Source organism: Nitrospirota bacterium (genome assembly GCA_035516965.1).
GTDB lineage: Bacteria > Nitrospirota > UBA9217 > UBA9217 > UBA9217 > MHEA01.
Genome location: DATIZR010000037.1, coordinates 1 through 18,173 on the forward strand (window position 1 = coordinate 1; position 18,173 = coordinate 18,173).

Below are 18,173 nucleotides of genomic sequence, written 5' to 3' on the forward strand. Positions count from 1 at the left end.
ATGGTGGGCGCTGCTGGGATTGAACCAGCGGCCCCTGCCGTGTGAAGGCAGTGCTCTCCCGCTGAGCTAAGCGCCCGAACGGATACTTTTTAACACAGGAAACGCTTGTTCGTCAAGACAAATCTCAAACACTGTGCCCGGTGTGGACATGCTGTGCGTGAAAGGTTTGGACCAAGCGCGAAATGCGTGGGGTTGTGAGACAATCTCAGGACAGGTTATGGTTTCCTTTGCGCAGGTTGTGACCTCGCGGTACATGACGTCTAATCAACGATCACGATCGCGCATTTGAGGTACTGCGTCTCCCTTGCCGCAAGCAGCATCGGATGGTCTCGGGCCTGGGAGCGCATCTCCAGGAGGCGCGCCTGTCTTCCCGCGGAATGCGCCGCATCGATCAGCATCTCCCTGAACAGGTCCTCGTCGACATGATGGGAACAGGAGCAGGTCACCAGGATGCCGCCGGGTTCGAGCAGCCGCATACCGCGAAGATTGAGTTCCTTGTATCCCTTGAGCCCTTCCCGCACCTTGGCCCTGCTCTTCACGAACGCGGGCGGGTCCAGGATGATGCAGCCGAACTGTTCACGCTGCCGTTCACGCTCCCGCAGCTCCTCGAACACATCGGCGGTCCTGAACGAAGCTGCCAGACCATTGAGCTCCGCATTGCCGATGGCGAGATCCACGGCCTTCCGGGACGAATCGATTCCCGTCACCTCCGACGCGCCGAAGCTTGCAGCCGAAAGCGACCAGGCCCCGACATAGCAGAAGCAGTCCAATGTCCGTCTGCCTGTTACGATCCGGCTGAGCGCCTGCCGGTTCTCGCGTTGATCGAAGAAAAAGCCTGTTTTCTGCCCTTCGAGCACGTCGACCTGATACTTGAGGCCCGATTCCTCGATAGTGACCGGGCCCGTACAGGTACCGAGGACGACACGTTTTTCCTGCGGCAACCCTTCAAGTTCGCGGGTCGTCGTGTCGTTGCGCAGCACGATGGTTCGGGGCCGGTATTCATCGCTCAAGGCGGCGAGAATGGTGTCGAGCTGCCGGTCGATGCCCGCGGTCAGGGACTGGACCACGAGCGCATCTGCATATTTGTCAACGATCAGGCCAGGAATCCCATCTCCTTCACTGAAGACCGCGCGGAAGGAGTCCCCGAAGCCCAGAGCAGACCTGAGCCGGTGCGCAGCGGCGATCTTCCCGCGAAAGAAGGCCTGGTCTATCTCCTCGCGGCTTCTCGTCAGGATCCTCACCGCGATCAGCGAGTGCGGGTTGATATAGCCGCGGGCAACGAACCTGCCAGAACTGTCCAGGACATCGACGATATCGCCGGGCGAAGGGACATCCTTCATCCGGTCGAGTTCGTTGCTGAAGATCCAGGGATGACCCCGAAGGATGCGGCGGGCCTCTTTTTTCTTGAGTTTGACAGTTTTCATGCAGAGGGAGGTCAAAAAACAGAGGCCGGCCAGGGACAGTCAGCAGGCCTGGCGGAATTCGCATTGCCCGTCTTCCGGCGTCTGTCTTCTGCCCTCTGCATTTAGAGGCGGTTCTCGATGGTCGAATCGCTCCGCAGGGTCTGGAGCCAGCTTCGGTAGGTGTTCTCCAGCCGCTGGTCGTAGAGCATCTTGGTGATCTCGTCCTTGACCTTCTCGTAGGGCGTGATCGCCGTGCGCACCTCTTCGAGACGGATGATATGCAGGCCGCCTGCGCACCGGATGGGCCCGCGGATCTCGCCCGGCTTCAGCCCTCGCGTGGCCTCCGCGATCTCGGGGATGGCCTGGTCTCGCTGCAGAAAGCCAAGGTCTCCGCCGATTGCGGCGCTCTCGCTTTCCGAAAGCTCCCTGGCCAGGCGGGGGAAATCCTCACCCTTCTTAGCACGCGCCAGCGCCGCTTCCGCCCTCTCGCGGACTGCGGCAACCTCGGCGGAAGTGGCGTCATCGGCCAGCCGGAAGAATATCTGACGCACACGTATTTCCTCCGGGAGGGAGTACTGACTGACATTGCGGTCGTAGTAGGCGCGCACCTCGGCCTCGTCCACGGCAAGGCCGGACCGCACGAACTTGTTGAACATGCGGGAAAGGGTCATTTGCTCCCGGAGCTCGTTCCGGTACTGCTCCAGGGTGATCCCCTCCTTCGCCAGCGCGGCATCGAACTGCTTCGCGTCCATCGAGTTCCGCTTCATGATGTCCGCCACGGCGTCGGCAAGCTCCTTGTCCGTGACGTCCATGCCTGCCTTCCTGGCGGCAGCCATCTGGAGCTTTCGGTCGATCATGTCCTCCAGCAGCAGGCGCTCGCTCTGCTTTCCCTCGGTTTTCTTCAGCGCTTCCTCCCGCTGCAGATCGCTCATGGTAATGATCTCGCCGTTCACGACGGCAACGACGCGGTCCACGACCACGGATGCGCTGGCCCCCAAGGGCATCGCGGAGAAGAAGAGTATGGACAGCATGGCAGCGCATGCCAGGAGGTTTTTTTTCATCGTTCCGATTCCCTGCACTTCATGAGGCACCCTTTTTTATTGCCTTTTGGCAATGAGTTTATTATTATCCAATACAAAAATCGATGGAAGGACGGTCTGACAACCCGTCCCTGCGGTGAATCCATGAAAACGATCGTTATTCTGCTCTCCCTTTTCCTCGCCCCGGCATGTTCGGCGTCGGCCGCAGAACAGCAGCTGCTGCCCGTGGAGGAAATCACGATTGCCGCCGTCGGCGACCTGATGCTCGGCGGCAGGGCCGAACCGTTTCTGGAACAGTTCGGACCCGACTATCCCTATCGCAATGTGCTGCCTGCTTTGAGGCGGGCCGACCTGATTGCCGGCAATCTTGAATCGCCCATCTCGGCCCGGGGCACGGCCGTGGAAAACAAGAAGTTCACCCTTCGCGCCGGGCCCCTTGCCGCTCGCTCCCTCGCCAGCGCCGGTATCCGCGTCGTATCGCTCGCCAACAACCACTCAATGGACTTCGGACCGCTTGCCCTCCAGGACACGATGGCCGCATTGAACGAGAGCAATATCCTCTTCACGGGAGCCGGCATGGATCTGAACGATGCGCGGGCGCCGGCTATCGTTAAAATCAAAGGGAGGACGCTCGCCTTCCTCTCCTACTCCCTCACGTTCCCCCTCGAATTCTTCGCTTCCGCCGGCAGGCCGGGTACGGCCCCGGGCTATGCCGATTTCGTCAAAGCGGATATCGAGAAAGTGCGCCCCTCGGCAGACATCGTCGTCGTGTCTTTTCACTGGGGGGCCGAGCTGATGACCGCAGCAAAGGATTACCAGATCGAGCTTGGCCGCCAGGCGATCGACTGGGGGGCCGATCTCGTACTCGGCCATCATCCGCACGTGTTGCAGGACATCGAACTTTACAAGGGGCGCCTGATCGTCTACAGCCTCGGCAACTTCGTGTTCGGCTCGGAGAGCGACCGCACAAACTGGAGTATGATACTCCTTTTGACCTTCCGAGGCAACACCCTGTCCCGCGTCGAGGCCGTGCCCATCGACGTGAACAACTACCGGGTGAAATACCAGCCCCGCATCCTGCGGGGAAAACTGGCCCGGGACGTCCTGGCAGGGATCAATGCCGTTTCAGCACGGTTCACGACCTCGCTGGACATCGTTGACGACCGCGGAATCCTGAACGTGTCCGGACCGGTGTCAGTGCAAAAGAACGACACGCCCCGCGCATCTGCCACCGCACCTGATCCGACACGGCCCGTGGATAGGCAGTCCGCTATTGCCTCCGGCACGGTCACTTCCCCGACGGTTCCGGAGTTTCCCCGGCCAGCGCCTGGTAATTGACCTCGAATTTCGTCCGTGACCGGAGCTCCGTGATCCACGCCTTGTAGCGGTGGTCTTCTTTATCCTTGCGCAACCGTTCAGCGATATCCCGGTATGCCTCGTCCAGGCCGATCCGGCCCGCCTTGCGCCGGTCCTCGAGCTTGAATATGTGATATCCGTAAGGGCTCTTTACGATCCCGCTGTGCGCCCCCTTCTGCAGGCCGAAGACCACGTTGAACTCGCCGGGCATGTCCCCCATGGCAAAGTAGCCGAGGTCGCCGCCTTTTTCGGCCTCGGGTGCCGTGGACCTTTGCCTCGCCACCGCGGCGAAGTCCGCCCCACCCTGGAGCTGGTCGAGCACACCTTGCGCCTCAGCCTCGGTCGCCACCACGATCTGGCGAACACGCACCTGTTCCGGCCGCTCGAACTCGTAGGGATTCGCCTGGTAGTAGCGCCGCACCTCAGCGCCGGACACTGCCACGCGCTTGTTCACGTCGCGGGCCAACAGCCGCTCGATCATCATGTCCTCCCAGACATCGGACTTCCACTTCTCGAAATCGATGCCCAAGGCCGCGAGCGTCTCCCTGATGTCCTTGTTGCTATCCGTGCGCAGCGACTCGATACGCCTGGTGATCTCCGGCAGGCTGATCTTGATCCGCTTCCGCTGCGCCTCGCGCAGCATCATCTTCCGCTCGATCAGGCGGTTCAGAAAGTCCTGCTTGACCTGAAACTCCACATCGTGCTCGGGCTTGTACCCCGCCCGTGAAAAGCGCTCAAGGAACTCGGCAAGCGTGATCGGGTCCCCGTTCACGGTCGCCACGATCCTCACTTCTGCCGAGACCGCGGGGGCAGGAGCCGCGGGGCGGGGCTCCTGTTTTTTCGTGCACGAAAAAAACAGAAGCCCCAGCAGGAACGCCGGGGCCGTATAGAGTATGAATCGGGATCTCTTCATGGGGACGTCGGGGGGCGCGTTTATTTTTGCTTGCTTTCTTCCTTTGCGGGGCCGGCCTTCTGCTGCTCCAGGCCACCGGTCGCCGCGGGGCGCTGCAGGGAGGCAGCCGCTTCGTCCAAGGCCTTTTCGTCCACCGTTATGGTGGCCTTTGCCCTGAGCGCCTTGGCATATTCAAGATACAGGTCGCGCTGCTTCTCGGCGAGCAGCCTGCGCTTCAGCTGCGGCTCCACGTCCTTGAAGGCGAGCTTCTTGCCGTCCGGCGTCCGCATCTTATCGGCGTTCTTGTTGTAGTAGTCCTTCACCTCATCGTCCGTGGGCTGCGCCACCTTGTTCAGCTTGTCCGAAAGCTCCTTCTTGAGAAGGCTGTTGAACAGTTCGTTCCGGTAGTCGTCCTGGACCCTGCGCTCCATCTCCTTCTTGAGCATCTCCTGCCGCTTCTTGAAGTCGGGGTCCTTGTCCAGCCCCTGCCGCCTGGCCTCCTGCAGCACGACCTCGATGCCGATCAGGTCGTCCAGGAACTCCTTCCGGGACTTCGGATCGCTGGCAACGGACTGCTCCATCTGGAAGTTATCGAGCCCCTCGATCTGCCGTTTGAAGTCAGCTGCCGTGATCTTCGCCCGGTTCACCCGGGCGATCACGGCGCTGTCCGGCCCTTTGCTGCATCCCGTGCCTGCCAGCAGGAATGCAAGCAGGGTCACGACCATGATGCCTTTACGCGTGTTCATGAAATGATTTCCTCCGAGGTTTTATTTAGTCATTAGGATAAGGAAAGGCGGATGATTGATGAATACGTGTGGTGATTTTATAACACACTACCGTAGTTCCTGCAAGCATTTTTTCACCGCATCTGACGCGGTCCGGAGCGACCCGTCGGCCAGGGAGACCTGCAGCGTGTATTCCGGGATCAGCCTGATCCTCCCCTTGTTCTTCTTGAGCAGGGCCATGACCCGGTCCGGCGGGATGTTCGCGCCCTCGGCAAAGGTGACGCTGACCGTGTCCTTCCCCCCGTCGATCCGGGCCACCCCGGCCTTCTTCGCGATGAGCTTGATGCTCATGATCTCGATCAGGTTCGCCGCCGGCTCGGGCAGCTCGCCGTAGCGGTCCCGGAGCTCGTCGGTCAAATCCCGGAGCTGCGTCTCATCGCCGGCGCTGGAGACCTCCTTGTACGCCGCGAGCCGCAGGCTAACATCATAGATATACTCTTCGGGAATGAAGGCGGAAGCCCGCAGGTTGATCTGAGTATCCGGCTCGTGCGCGATCTCCTCGCCGCGCAGCTCGGCCATGGCCTCTTCCATCATCTGGGTGTAGAGGTCGATTCCCACGGCGGCAATGTGTCCCGACTGCTGTTTGCCGAGCAGGTTGCCGGCACCGCGGGTCTCAAGGTCCTGGGCCGCGATGCGGAACCCTGCACCGAGTTCGGACAGCTCCTGGATCGCCCGGAGCCGCTTGCGCGCCACGTCGGAGAGCGCCTCATCAGCGGGTGCGAGCAGGTAAGCATAGGCCTTCTCTCGGCTCCTTCCGACGCGCCCCTTGATCTGGTACAGGTCGGCCAGGCCGAACCGGTCAGCCCGGTTGATGATGATCGTGTTCGCCGTAGGGATGTCGATGCCGGACTCGATGATCGTCGTCGTCACGAGCACGTTCAACGCCCCGGAAAGGAATTGGGACATGACGCCCTCGATCTCCCGTTCGTGCAGCTGCCCGTGGGCGACGCCGACCCTGCCCTCCGGCACGAGGCCCTGAATAAAGGCTGCCATGCGCTCGATGCCCTGGACCCGGTTGTGCACGAAAAAGACCTGCCCCCCGCGCCCGAGCTCGTGCATGATCGCCTCGCGGATCACGCGCTTCCCGTAGCGCGCGAGCACGACCTGGATCGCCTGGCGGTCCAGCGGGGGCGTCTGGATGATCGAGAGGTCTCGAATTCCCGAGAGCGACATGTGGAGGGTACGAGGGATCGGCGTTGCCGTGAGCGTCAGTACGTCCACGAGCTTCTTGAACTCCTTGATGCGCTCCTTGTGCTTCACGCCGAACTTGTGCTCCTCGTCCACCACCAGGAGGCCGAGGGTCTTGAAGGAGATGTCCTTCTGGAGGAGCCGGTGCGTGCCGATCACGACGTCCACGACGCCGCTCTTCATGCCTTTGAGCGTCTCTTGCTGTTCGGCTCTGGTCCTGAAGCGCGAGAGCAGGTCAACGCGGATCGAGAACTGCTTCAGCCGCTCCGAGAACGTCCGAAAATGCTGGTCGGCGAGCAGCGTGGTTGGCACGAGCACGGCGGCCTGCATCCCGTCCTCGACCGCCTTGAAGGTGGCCCGAAGGGCGACCTCGGTCTTTCCGTATCCCACGTCCCCGCACACGAGCCGGTCCATGGGCCTCGGCCGCTGCATGTCCGTGAGCACTTCCTCGATGGCCTTCTGCTGATCCGGCGTCTCCTCGTAGGGGAACGCGGCTTCGAACTCGCGGTAAAGATTGTCCGGCGGCGTAAAGGACCTGCGCTGCATGGCTTCCCGGGCGGCATACAGGGCGACGAGCTGCTGCGCCATCTCCAGGATGTCCTTCCTGACCTTCTCCTTGGTCCGGGCCCACTGGAGCGCCCCGAGCCGGTCGAGTTTCGGGGCGCCGCCGTCCGCGCCGATGTACTTCTGCACCTTGTCAAGGCTGTAGAGCGGCACGTAGAGCTTCGCGTCAGGCTCGTAGCGGAGCACCAGGAAATCCGTCTCGAACCCGTCGACGGTGATGCGCGTCAGCCCTTGGTACTCGCCCACACCGTAATCCGTGTGGACCACGAAATCCCCGGGCTTCAGCTCCTTGAACGTGGAGAGAAAGGGCGTGGTCTTCGTTCGGGCGGTTGAAGGACGATGCACCTTCCTGCCGAAGATCTCTTCCTCGGTTATCACGGTGAGGCCGAGCTCCTGCCACGCAAACCCCTCCGACAGCCGGCCGACCAGCGCCGTCACCGGGAAGGGGCCCGACTGCTGCTCCTCCAGCCGTGTACCGGCCGCGAGCCCGAGTCCGTACTCCACGAACAGTTTCTTGAGCCTGCCCGCCGCCTCTTCGGTTCCGCACACGATCGCCACCCGGTTGAAGTCCCGCAGCCGCTTCAGCTTCTCCACAAGGCTGGACATGGTTCCATCGCCCCCGGGCCCCCTTTCGTCCACGCTGACCGGTTTTGTCAGGCGGACCCCGAGCCAGGCGGCTGACTTCGTGTCCATGCGAAGGCCCCTGCCCGTGCCGAGCAGGCCGATGGTGACCGTCGGAACGTTCAGGAGCGAAGCCTCGATGTCCTTCTGATCAAGATACAGGTCCGAAACCGCCGGCAGCGTTCTTCCCTCTGCGCTCTCCTCCCCTCTCCCCTCGTCGGCCTTGAGACCGAACGCCTCCATTTCCTTCTTGAGGTCATCGGGTTCCATGAGGGCGAAGAGACTGTCCCCGGGGGCGTACCGGAATAGGCTGTCCATGTGATAGAAGAAGGGAGCAAGGAACTCGCCGCCCGGGGGAAGGATGCCTTCGCGGACCTGGTCAAGAAACTCCTTCATCTTGAAGCCGCGTTCATCCGTCGTCATTGTGTTGTTCAGATGTTCGATCCCCTGCTCGTTGATGATCAGCTCCCGGACCGGCAGCAGCACGGCCTCCGCAATCTCTCCGGTCGAGCGCTGTGTTTCGGGATCGAAACGTCGCAGCGATTCGATCCGGTCGCCGAAGAGCTCCATGCGGATGGGATATTCCTGCAGGGGAGAGAAAAAATCGATGATCCCGCCCCGCCTGCTGAACTCGCCAACACGAGTGACGAGCGAGGCGGATTCATAGCCGGCTGCGGTCAGCCCGGCAATGAACTGGTCAGCGTCGATGGCCGTTGTCATTGTGATGGTCCTGACCGAATCAACAAAGAGCTCCCAGGGGGGAAGCTTCTGCATGAGCGACGGGATCGGGACGATGTACACGCCCGGATTCCCGGCGATGAGGCCATACAGGAAGCGCATGCGCTCCCCCACGGTGCGGCTGTCGGGAGAATCTGCTTCGAAGGGAAGCAGTCCCCACGTCGGGAAGGTTCGGATCTCAACCGGTTCCCCGCCCTCCGGATGGAGCAGCTTCTGCGTGAAGAACCGCAGATCCTCGGCAAGCGTTTCCGCCGCGTCCTCGGACGCGGTGACAACGATGATCGGCCTCCGGGCCTCCTGTCTCAGGCCGAATAAAAAGAGGGCCTTTGAGGCCCCCCAGAGTTCGCTCACATCTATGGTATTGCGCCCTGCCCGGAGGTCGTTGACGACAGGCAGGACCATGTCTCTCAGGCTTTTCATGGACGGGGCACTATAACACAGGACCAGGGTGAATTCAATACGAGGAGGACGCATCCGTGGTGGAATGCGGAAGTTCAGGAACCACTGACAATATCACCTACGCTTCCCGGTCACCGCGCAGACTTATTAAACCTGCTGCTTCCGAGACACTTTGACTGATCGGAGCAGCGTAGCCTGCAAGAGGGTTGTCTGTCCGATGCTCCTGGGAAGGCAGGACTCGTTCACGCGCTTCCCCGCTCCCAGGAGCTTGCACGTGCATAATCCTTGAATAGCTGTTCCTGTTTTCTAAACTCTCTCGGATGGACGCTTCGTCTTTCTCCCTTTTTGGATGTCCCCATGGCGGCATGCAGCATTTCATGGTACACGACGAAGGAGAGATAATAGCGGGGAACCGTCTTCTTGTCGAGCACGGGATTGATCCGGATCGTATTTGATCGCTCACTGTAGCTCCCGAGAGTTCTTTTTCTGGCGGCAGAACGCGGACTTTTCGATCCCCAGGTGATCCCGGCTCTGATCGTTCCCCCAAAATACTCCTGGTTGATCTCATCGTACAGGGATCGCAGGTCGAAATATCTCCCCGCTGTCCTCTCTCCGATCTTCTCAGGCGGCTTTGTGCAGAGCTGTTCTCTATTCTGTTTGACGTAATTCCGGAAGTGAGGCATCGCGCCTCTCTTGTTCTTGAGGAAGGAGGCGATCTCCTCGATCACCGAGGAGCCCGCGTTCAGAAACATCCGGTGAAGCCGGACCCGCAGCATTCCCTCAAGCCTTCTTACGGACAACATGGTCGTCCTGTTCCCGGTCAGGACCAGCGAGACGCTCTTTCCCAGGCGTTCTTCCAGATCCGCCTTGAGAGAGCTTTCGGTGTGTCCGAAGAGAAGGTCCAGCTGTCCCCGTTCCATCATTCTTTTGCCCTTTCTATTGCACCCGAATTCTACTATACTTTTGAGGGTTGAGCAATTCTTCTTCCTGTGAACCAAAACGGCATGATAGCAATCATGAATAAACGGGAATTCATAAAGCGGGTTATTGCCGGCGGCCGCTCCGACCGTATACCTAAGTCCTTATTCGGGTCCGGCCGTTGGGCGTACTACCAGACAGGCCTCAAGATCGAGAGCCTGGACAAAGATTCCCGCTCCTTTGCAGAGTCGCTCGCCCGGTTATATAACAATCTCGATACGGATATCATCTTCGCGGGCTCCGGCCTGAACACCTTTCCCGCAGAGGCGATCGGCGGCGAGCTGTCTTTCAAGAGAGGGCAGACACCGCTGCTTGCGGCTCCCCTTATCCAAACGACTGAAGATGCACGCTTTCTCCGGAACCTTGACATTACTCACTCACCTCACTCACTTGCTCTGGTAGAGATGATCGATCATCTGCGGAAACTGCTTCCTGACCGATATCTTGCTGCCACATCCTGGGGACCCTTCACCTGGGCCATGATCCTGTGCGACTGGAATCTGCTCCAGGACAAAACCACGTCGGACAAGGAGTTCGTGAGCGAGGTCTGCGGACTCGGCGCGCAGCTTTCCGTCGCGTTCTTCGACAGGCTCGTGGAACAGGACGTCATCGACGCGATCGCTATTTCCGACGGTGCGGCAACCTTGATCCCGCTGGACCTGTATCAAGACGTGGTCCTGCCTGCAGAAAGGGCGTTACTGGAGCGGTACAGGGACAGGGGCATTGCCCGCTTCTTGCATCAATGCGGAAAAATAGAGCCTCAGGTCGCTCTGTATCCGGAGAGCGCGGCTGATTGCATCACCCTTGATGCGGGAGTGGATCTCGGGCAGGTGTATAAGCTCTATCAGGGGCGGGCCGTCCTGGCCGGCAATATTGACGTGATCAAAACCGTGTTCGGCGGGAAGCCTTCAGAGATCTGCCAGGCGGTGACGGAATGCACTTCAGCAATTCCCGATCCCTTTCGAAATTTCATTCTTATGCCTTCCTGCGACCTGCCACCCGATACGCCGCTGGAGAACGTAGTGGCGTTCCTCGCTTGCGCAGACGAGGCGGTCAAGGCATGAGCTCTGTTATGAAGAAGAAACCTTCCCGTAAATGGCTGCTCTATATATTGAAGTGCAGGGACGGGACGTTCTATACCGGCATAACCTGTGATCTCGAACGGAGGCTGGAACAGCATGGCTGCGGCAGGGCGTCACGGTATACGCGATCACGCCTGCCGGTCTCGCTCATCCACGCGGAAGGCTGCCGGAGCAAATCGAGTGCGCTGAAAAAGGAGTTCGCGATGAAATCGCTTTCGCGGATGGACAAGGAAGAGTATATAAAAGGGAAGAAAGGGCGGGCGCAGCGTTCCCGTTGACGGCGTGCAGGATGAATTGTGGGAGGTAATTTTATGGACCATGCCTTCTATGAGTCCTATCGCAGGGAATTTCCGGTTACGAAACACTGCATTTACCTGGACCATGCCGGTGTCGCGCCGGTTTCACTCAGGGTCAAGCAGGCGATCGAAAGCTTTCTCTCAGAGTCTGTCGAGGGAGGGGCTTTTCACTACCCGAAATGGGCGCCGCAGATCGTGGACGTGCGCAGGGCGTGCGCGGGGCTGATAGGCTCCGGGCCTGATGAAATAGCTTTTGTAAAGAGCACCTCCCACGGCCTCTCGATCGTCGCCCAGGGGCTGGACTGGAAGCCGGGCGACAATGTCCTGTTCCCGGAAATGGAATTTCCCTCCAATATCTATCCCTGGCTGAACCTTGCGAGTAAGGGAGTTGAAGCAAGGGTCATCCCCTCTCGCGACAACAGGGTCCAAATTGAAGATATTGAACGGTTCATCGACTCCCGCACCCGGCTGCTGACCATCAGTTCGGTACAGTTTGCTGGCGGGTTCCGAATAGATCTGCAGCGGGTGGGAGAGCTCTGCAGGCGGAAAGGCGTTCTCCTCTGCGTTGACGCGATCCAGAGCCTGGGCGTTCTTCCCATGGATGTGAACAAATGCAACATCGATTTTCTTGCTGCGGACGCCCACAAGTGGCTGCTTGGACCTGAAGGGATCGGGATCTTTTACTGCAGGCGGGAGCTGGCCGAGAAGCTCAGCCCGCCCCTTGTGGGATGGAAATCGGTCCAGAATGAGTTCGCCTTTGACGAGCCGGTTTTCAAGCTCAAGAAGGACGCATTAAAATTCGAGGAAGGCTCGCTGAACGTCATGGGCATCATCGGGCTCGGCGCTGCTGTTGAGCTTCTTTTAGAGATCGGCATCGAGAATATCCAGGAACGGGTGCTCGGCCTCGGTGATCTGATCATCAACGAAGCTGAAGCGAAGGGTTTCACGGTCCTAACGCCGAAACAAAAACAGGCCCGCGGCGGCATCGTTACGTTCCGCTGCGGCGATGCGGTTCGCGCGACAGCCCGCTTGCGGGAACGAGGCATCATGGCGAATGTGCGCGGCGGCGCCCTTCGTTTTTCTCCGCATTTTTATAATACCGCTGACGAAGTCGCCGCTGTTTTTGCCGAAACCGGGGACCTGGATTGAGTTTCGTCCTTGCTTTTTTCCGCGGCGGGTAAAGAACCAGCGTTTTTTCCCGATAAGATAAGTAATATATTAAGCCTTCGTTTGAATCCTTTGGTTTGCATTTCTTTAAAAAGTCGGGTAAAGTGTAAAACTATTAATCAATACTTTGGGAGCCTTGCGTGATCCTACAAAGCATAAAAATATCGCACAAAGTGCAATTCGTCGTCGGACTGGCGCTCCTCGCATTCATTACGTTTGCCCTGGTGACCATATCCATGGGTAACAGCCAGCTCAAGACGCTCGATGAGATTTACGCCGGGAAGGTCGTACCCCTTGACAATCTCAGAAAGATACAGCTCCTGCTCAGGGAGATCGAGTACCGCATGGCCGCGGTCGTAGCTGACATGGTTGCCCCGATCGGCTCAGGCGAGCACCTCAAAACGTCTGCGGTGCAGATCGACAGCCTGTGGACCGATGTAAAAGGTCGCATTGACGACGATTCTCTCAAGAAGGAAATAGCCGATTTCGAAAAGGGGTACCGCGGGTTCAAAGAGATCGTCCCCAAGCTGCAGGAGGCGTACTTCAACGCCGAGACCAAGAAGGTTGCCAGTCTGACGAACGATTTTTACGATTATAAGCCCCTGCTGTACAAATCCATCGATAAGATCGCAGCGACCCAGGAGGAAGCCGTCAAGATCTACAATGTCGAGCGAACGAAGACTGTCTCGATCATTAACAAAGTGGTGATCGCGCTTTCTACGGTCCTGATCGCCGTGTTTCTCTTCTTCGGGATCATCATCAATCGCTCCATTTCGAGACCCGTGAACACCACTGTCGATACGATCAAGGATATTGCGAGGGGGAACGGCGACCTGACCAAACGGCTCCCGGTCGAATCGAAAGACGAGATGGGGAGCCTGGCGGGATGGTTCAATGTTTTTATCGAAGGTCTGCACACCATGGTAAAAGACGTTCTCGCCGTCACGAAGAACGTTTCCACCACGTCCTCTCAGATCAATGAGGCTTCGCGGCTGGTCCACGATTCGGCCAGGATCCAGATGCAGGCCGTCGAGACCACGTCGTCGTCCATCGAGGAAATGTCGTCTTCGATCAAGACGGTGGCAACCGACCTTGTCGAGCTGCAGAAGTTCACCGAGGATGCATCGGCATCGTCGCAGGAGATGTCGGCTGCCGTCATGGAGATCGCGGACCACGCCGGAGAACTGAATAATCTCGCAGACAGCACGGGTTCGTCCATTGACCAGATCGCAGCGTCCATCAAGCAGGTAGCATCCAGCGTGGAAACGCTTTTCCGGGAAACGGAAGACGTTTCCGCGACAATGACGGAAATGAGCAGGACAATCCAGGAAATCGCCTCCTACTCCAGGGAGCAGGCGGTCATGTCCGAGACGGTGAAGGTACACGCTTCGGAACTGGGCTTGACCGCGGTGAAAAAAACGAGGGACGGCATCTCCAGGATACGGGAGGACGTCTTTTCCATTTCCGAGGGAGTCTCGAATCTCGGGGGCATGTCAAAGGAAATCGGCAAGATCGTCGAGGTGATCAATGAAATCGCAGATACGACCGCTCTGCTCTCCCTGAACGCGTCGATCCTTGCCGCTCAGGCGGGGGAGCACGGCAGGGGGTTTGCCGTCGTGGCGGACGAAGTAAGGGGCCTTGCCGACAGGACCGCGCATTCGACCAGGGAAATTGAGGCTCTCATCAAGCAGGTGCAGCAGCAGGTTGTGGACGCGGAGCGTTCTACGAAGCTCGGCCTGGAACGCGTGGAAGAGGGTGTTCAGCTCTCGGCGGAGGCCGAGGGGGCATTGAGCAAGATCATCGGAAGCTCGACGGCGTCTCTTGACATGGCACAGAAAGTGGAACGCGCGATCGAGGAACAGACAACGGGCGTGCGGCAGATGATGGACAGCATCCAGCGTGTCAACTCCATGGTCCATGAGATAAAAAAAGCGTCCGATGAACAAAGCCAGGCATCGGACCACATCCTGCAGTCAACGGAACGGGAGCTTGAATATACGCATTTGATCAAAAAATCCGTTTCGCAGCAGTCCAGCGAAATTACCCTGCTCTCCAAGGAAATTGCCGAGGCGTCGCAGCGGATGAAGGCCATATCGGGCGCCATGCAGGAGCAGAGAAAGACGATCGAGCAGATCGTCAACGCGGTCCAGACGATCATGGATCAATCGGGAAAAAATGTGAGTCATGCAGTGGAGCTTGATGGGATCGTCCGGAACCTGGAGACGCAGGGTGATGCCTTGAACAAGCAGGTTGGGTCTTTCAAGGTTTAGAAGACAGCTAGCCGGCCGGCGGTAACCTTTGCCGGGGCCGAAAATGCTCCGGGGACTCAGCCGCCTCTTCTCTTGCTCGATCATGGACAAGGAAAGGTTCCTGCAGGCAACCCGTTGAATGAAAAAACGGATTTCCTCTGAACGAAGGCGTACCCTTCACTGGTATCTGAGCTCGGGGGGTTACGGATAGTTCGGCAAATTATTTTAATTCTAAATTAAAGTTCCACCGCGTAGAGCCGATAGGTATATTAAGCAAGTTTCCTTTTTCCATCACGAGATGGATGCTTCAGAATATCTTGTTTCTATAGGGAGGATGTCATGAAGAAGCTGGTTGTGATAATCGCTGCAGTTTTGTTTGTGGTGGCCGCGGGCTCGCCCGCACTGGCGGAAAAGCCGCTGACCCCTGATTCCTTAAAGGGTGCGACCGTCGTCGATGACGGTTTTGTCAAGGCGAATCACGGCAAAATGAAGGTCTTTGACGTAAGAATGAAGGCGGAATACGTGGAGTCGCACATCGCAGGCGCGATTTCGGTTCCCTATGAGGAAAAGAGCGAGCTGGCAGTGAACTTTGACGCCTCGAAAGACCATCTGGATCTGAGCAAATTCCCCTCGGACAAGAACGAGCCCGTCATCGTGTACTGCAACGGACCGCGCTGCTGGAAGTCCTACAAGGCGGCTGTTCTTCTCATCAAGAACGGGCACAAGCAGGTCAACTGGTATCGCAATGAGGGCTTCCCCGGATGGAAAGCCAAGGGCTATCCGGTCGAGTAGAAGTTCCCCCAGGGGCATGCGGCGCGGCGCTGCATGCCCCCTGTTCTCCGTTGACGGGTGCCTTTCATGCGATTTTCCTCGATCAAAATAGCACATAAAATACTGATGCTCGCCCTCGCCGGGATCATTGCGGGAATCGTTTATTCGACGATCACGATCATGGTTGCCAGGGACGAGGTGCGAACGCTGGAAGACATCTACCATGCCAAGGTCGTCCCTCTGGACGATCTGAGGAGCATTCAGCTCATTCTGCGGGAGATAGAATTCCGCATGGCCGGCGTCAAGGCGAACATGGTTGCGTCGATCGGGTCGGGGGAGCACCTGAAGAGCTCCATGGCCGCGATGGAGAAAGTGTGGAATGAGGCGGACGCGCTCATCCAGGACGAGGCCCTGCAGGAGCAGAAGGCGAAGTTCAAGAAGGGCTTTGACGCCTTGAAGCCGCTTACCGCCGATCTGCAGGCGATCTACTTCAATGAGGACACCAAAAAGATACAGCCAACGATAGATCGGTATCTGGATATCAAAGGGCTCCTCTTCAAGCCGCTCGATGCCATGGCAGAAGCGCAGGAAAAGGCCGTCCAATCCTATTATCTGGAGAAACAGAAAAGCGCCCACCGGCTCATCATCATCGTCGTTACCGTCTCAATTCTCACACTCATCGGTTTTTCCCTCTTCGCGTTCATCATGAACCGGTCCATCAATCAGCCCATTTCCATCGTCCTGAAAGCGGCAGAAAAGGTCGCCGGCGGCGACCTCGGCTCCACGATCGCGCTGAACAGCCGCGATGAGATGGGCGTCATGGCTGTCGGCCTGAATCAGATGTTGAGCCGTCTCCGGGAGACTTTCGGGACGATCGGCCGCGACGTGGAAACCCTGTCGTCGAATGCGGACGGACTCGCGCGCTCATCGAATGACCTGCTCCGGGGGACATCGCGGCAGACTTCACAGGTGGAGCAGATATCCACCGCGGCCACCGAAATGTCCCAGACGGTTCTGGATGTGGCCAAGAACGCTGCGGAGGCATCGGACCGCACAAAAGAGTCGCTGGACCAGGCCAGAGAGGGTGCCGCCGTCGTCCAACAGGCCGTTGAGAGCATCCTGAAGCTGGCGCAGAACGTGGAGCACGCCTCCACGGCGATTGAGACACTGGACAAGAGCACGGAGCAGATAAGCAGCATTCTCACGGTGATCAGGGAGATCGCCGACCAGACGAACCTGCTCGCGCTGAATGCGGCAATCGAGGCGGCGCGCGCCGGCGAGCAGGGACGGGGGTTTGCGGTCGTTGCCGATGAAGTGAGAAAGCTCGCGGAGAAAACCGCGAGCGCCACGGAGCAGATCGCGGAAAGGATCAGATCGGTCCAGGCGGAAACACAGAATTCCGTATCGATCATGCGTTCGGGTAAGGCGGTCGCAGAGGGGGCGGTTTCGTCGGCAAAACAGGCGGAAGACGCGCTCAGGAAAATCGTGGGCAGCAGCGGGCGGGTCTCGGATACGGTGCAGCGAATAGCCGCAGCGACCGAAGAGCAGTCATCGGCCGCCGAAGAAGTCAGCCAGAGCATGGTCCACATTGCGGATGTGGTTAAGGACATCGCCCGTCTCTCGGAAAACGTCCAGAGGGCTTCAAAAGACCTTTCGGACGTCGCTCAGCGGACCAGGCAGCAGATAGGCCAGTTCAAGACACAGGCGCCAGCGCCTGGGGAGGACGTTCTCTCGGGAACGAAGCAGGCGCTCCTGGGTGCGTCCCTGGCGCACGCGTAGCACGTCCTTCAGTTAACGTCGTTCGGCCCTGAAGTGGGCATGAAAGACAGTCTGATTAGTCAACAGCAGAACACCGAGTATAAGTCCATTCCTGGCTGAGGCCACAACTGGAGATGCTCGTCGGGTGTGTACTTCCTTCGTTGTATTCATCCCCGTCCGGCCTTGTATTGCACAATGATATCACGCTTGATCCCGCTCATTTTGCTGCTGCTCCTCCCCTTCCCTGCCGGCAGTACCGCTGCCTACAGCGAGCAGCCGCTCTTTGACCGGACCGAATATCAGATCGGAAGCATGCCGGAGGGGAAGATCCACGTGTTCAGGTTCGTTCTGAAGAACGCGACCCCCAATCCTCTCTCAGTACTCTCGGTGAATCCGACCTGTGTTTATATCGATGCCGAGGCGGACCGCGTCGATCTCGCACCGCAGGAAGGCACGGTAATGACCATTCACGTTGATGCGAGGGGAAATCTCGGCAGGATCGCAAAAACAATCGAGATCATGACCACCGCCTCTCCCCAGCCGCACGTCCTGACTCTGCGGGGAACCATAGTTCATACAGACTATGATCGATCCAATCCGCAGGCCCTCTTCGGGCAGCCATGCAGCACCTGCCACGTGGGCGGCAATGTCCAGGCAAAGAGCGGCGAGTCGCTCTATGATGCCCTCTGTTTTTCGTGTCACAAGGACGGTAAGAACTTCGTGAGCAGGAAGCGGCAAGCGATGGAATCAGCCATTTCCTTAGGCGTTCCGGGTACCGCGATGCCGGCCTTTTCAGTTCCGTCCGGAGGCCCCCTCTCGGCGGCTCAGATCCGCTCCCTCGTCGACCTTCTCTCGCAGAATACAGCAGGCAGACCGTGAATATTCT

The 18,173-nt window shown here is 58.7% G+C and carries 14 protein-coding genes and 1 tRNA gene; 8 read left to right on the top strand and 7 right to left on the bottom strand.

Going from position 1 to position 18,173, the window contains the following annotated elements; genetic code table 11:
* Window position 1: 1 nt before the first annotated feature.
* The 3 genes from VL197_04275 to VL197_04285 all read right to left on the bottom strand — a co-directional run bounded on the left by VL197_04275 (window position 2) and on the right by VL197_04285 (window position 2,464).
* Window positions 2-76 (bottom strand) — tRNA-Val (locus tag VL197_04275).
* 184 nt (window positions 77-260) lie between these two features.
* A complete protein-coding gene (locus tag VL197_04280) occupies window positions 261-1,424 on the bottom strand; it encodes a class I SAM-dependent rRNA methyltransferase (protein ID HUJ17189.1) in 1,164 nt (387 codons plus the stop codon).
* 101 nt (window positions 1,425-1,525) lie between these two features.
* Window positions 1,526-2,464, bottom strand: coding sequence for a peptidylprolyl isomerase (locus VL197_04285; protein HUJ17190.1), 939 nt, complete (start codon window positions 2,462-2,464; stop codon window positions 1,526-1,528).
* A gap of 123 nt (window positions 2,465-2,587) precedes the next feature.
* Between VL197_04285 and VL197_04290 the strand changes: the two genes are divergently transcribed.
* Complete coding sequence (locus VL197_04290) at window positions 2,588-3,781, top strand: CapA family protein (GenBank protein ID HUJ17191.1); 1,194 nt, start codon at window positions 2,588-2,590, stop codon at window positions 3,779-3,781.
* On the opposite strand, the gene VL197_04295 is transcribed toward VL197_04290, so the two are convergent.
* The 4 genes from VL197_04295 to VL197_04310 all read right to left on the bottom strand — a co-directional run bounded on the left by VL197_04295 (window position 3,732) and on the right by VL197_04310 (window position 9,909).
* Complete coding sequence (locus VL197_04295; GenBank protein HUJ17192.1) at window positions 3,732-4,712, bottom strand: peptidylprolyl isomerase; 981 nt, start codon at window positions 4,710-4,712, stop codon at window positions 3,732-3,734. The genes VL197_04290 and VL197_04295 overlap by 50 nt on opposite strands.
* A gap of 20 nt (window positions 4,713-4,732) precedes the next feature.
* Entirely contained in the window at window positions 4,733-5,437 is a 705-nt protein-coding gene (locus VL197_04300; protein ID HUJ17193.1) for a SurA N-terminal domain-containing protein, read from the bottom strand.
* Window positions 5,438-5,524: 87 nt separating this feature from the next.
* Window positions 5,525-9,007, bottom strand: coding sequence for a transcription-repair coupling factor (mfd, locus tag VL197_04305; GenBank protein ID HUJ17194.1), 3,483 nt, complete (start codon window positions 9,005-9,007; stop codon window positions 5,525-5,527).
* A gap of 221 nt (window positions 9,008-9,228) precedes the next feature.
* Window positions 9,229-9,909, bottom strand: coding sequence for a SprT-like domain-containing protein (locus VL197_04310; GenBank protein HUJ17195.1), 681 nt, complete (start codon window positions 9,907-9,909; stop codon window positions 9,229-9,231).
* A gap of 93 nt (window positions 9,910-10,002) precedes the next feature.
* Between VL197_04310 and VL197_04315 the strand changes: the two genes are divergently transcribed.
* The 7 genes from VL197_04315 (at window position 10,003) to VL197_04345 (ending at window position 18,166) form a co-directional block, all read left to right on the top strand.
* Window positions 10,003-11,028 (top strand): uroporphyrinogen decarboxylase family protein, encoded by a 1,026-nt coding sequence (locus tag VL197_04315; protein HUJ17196.1) that lies wholly within the window; start codon window positions 10,003-10,005, stop codon window positions 11,026-11,028.
* A gap of 8 nt (window positions 11,029-11,036) precedes the next feature.
* Entirely contained in the window at window positions 11,037-11,324 is a 288-nt protein-coding gene (locus VL197_04320; protein HUJ17197.1) for a GIY-YIG nuclease family protein, read from the top strand.
* Window positions 11,325-11,357: 33 nt separating this feature from the next.
* Window positions 11,358-12,491, top strand: coding sequence for an aminotransferase class V-fold PLP-dependent enzyme (locus tag VL197_04325; GenBank protein ID HUJ17198.1), 1,134 nt, complete (start codon window positions 11,358-11,360; stop codon window positions 12,489-12,491).
* Window positions 12,492-12,649: 158 nt separating this feature from the next.
* Window positions 12,650-14,779: a methyl-accepting chemotaxis protein gene (locus tag VL197_04330; GenBank protein HUJ17199.1), complete on the top strand. Its 2,130-nt coding sequence runs from the start codon at window positions 12,650-12,652 to the stop codon at window positions 14,777-14,779.
* A gap of 318 nt (window positions 14,780-15,097) precedes the next feature.
* Window positions 15,098-15,550 carry a rhodanese-like domain-containing protein gene (locus VL197_04335; protein ID HUJ17200.1) on the top strand — a complete coding sequence of 151 codons (453 nt, stop codon included), beginning with the start codon at window positions 15,098-15,100 and terminating at the stop codon, window positions 15,548-15,550.
* A 66-nt stretch (window positions 15,551-15,616) separates the two neighbouring features.
* A complete protein-coding gene (locus VL197_04340) occupies window positions 15,617-17,308 on the top strand; it encodes a methyl-accepting chemotaxis protein (GenBank protein ID HUJ17201.1) in 1,692 nt (563 codons plus the stop codon).
* A 186-nt stretch (window positions 17,309-17,494) separates the two neighbouring features.
* Window positions 17,495-18,166 (top strand): DUF1573 domain-containing protein, encoded by a 672-nt coding sequence (locus tag VL197_04345; GenBank protein HUJ17202.1) that lies wholly within the window; start codon window positions 17,495-17,497, stop codon window positions 18,164-18,166.
* The last annotated feature ends 7 nt before the right edge of the window (window positions 18,167-18,173 follow it).

Bases quoted from the DNA above. Each gene is read 5' to 3' on its own strand.
- VL197_04285 (HUJ17190.1), bottom strand. From the start codon at position 2,464: ATGAAAAAAAACCTCCTGGCATGCGCTGCCATGCTGTCCATACTCTTC.
- VL197_04315 (HUJ17196.1), top strand. From the start codon at position 10,003: ATGAATAAACGGGAATTCATAAAGCGGGTTATTGCCGGCGGCCGCTCC.
- VL197_04295 (HUJ17192.1), bottom strand. From the start codon at position 4,712: ATGAAGAGATCCCGATTCATACTCTATACGGCCCCGGCGTTCCTGCTG.
- VL197_04340 (HUJ17201.1), top strand. From the start codon at position 15,617: ATGCGATTTTCCTCGATCAAAATAGCACATAAAATACTGATGCTCGCC.
- VL197_04300 (HUJ17193.1), bottom strand. From the start codon at position 5,437: ATGAACACGCGTAAAGGCATCATGGTCGTGACCCTGCTTGCATTCCTG.
- mfd (HUJ17194.1), bottom strand. From the start codon at position 9,007: ATGAAAAGCCTGAGAGACATGGTCCTGCCTGTCGTCAACGACCTCCGG.
- VL197_04280 (HUJ17189.1), bottom strand. From the start codon at position 1,424: ATGAAAACTGTCAAACTCAAGAAAAAAGAGGCCCGCCGCATCCTTCGG.
- VL197_04335 (HUJ17200.1), top strand. From the start codon at position 15,098: ATGAAGAAGCTGGTTGTGATAATCGCTGCAGTTTTGTTTGTGGTGGCC.
- VL197_04310 (HUJ17195.1), bottom strand. From the start codon at position 9,909: ATGATGGAACGGGGACAGCTGGACCTTCTCTTCGGACACACCGAAAGC.
- VL197_04290 (HUJ17191.1), top strand. From the start codon at position 2,588: ATGAAAACGATCGTTATTCTGCTCTCCCTTTTCCTCGCCCCGGCATGT.
- VL197_04325 (HUJ17198.1), top strand. From the start codon at position 11,358: ATGGACCATGCCTTCTATGAGTCCTATCGCAGGGAATTTCCGGTTACG.
- VL197_04320 (HUJ17197.1), top strand. From the start codon at position 11,037: ATGAAGAAGAAACCTTCCCGTAAATGGCTGCTCTATATATTGAAGTGC.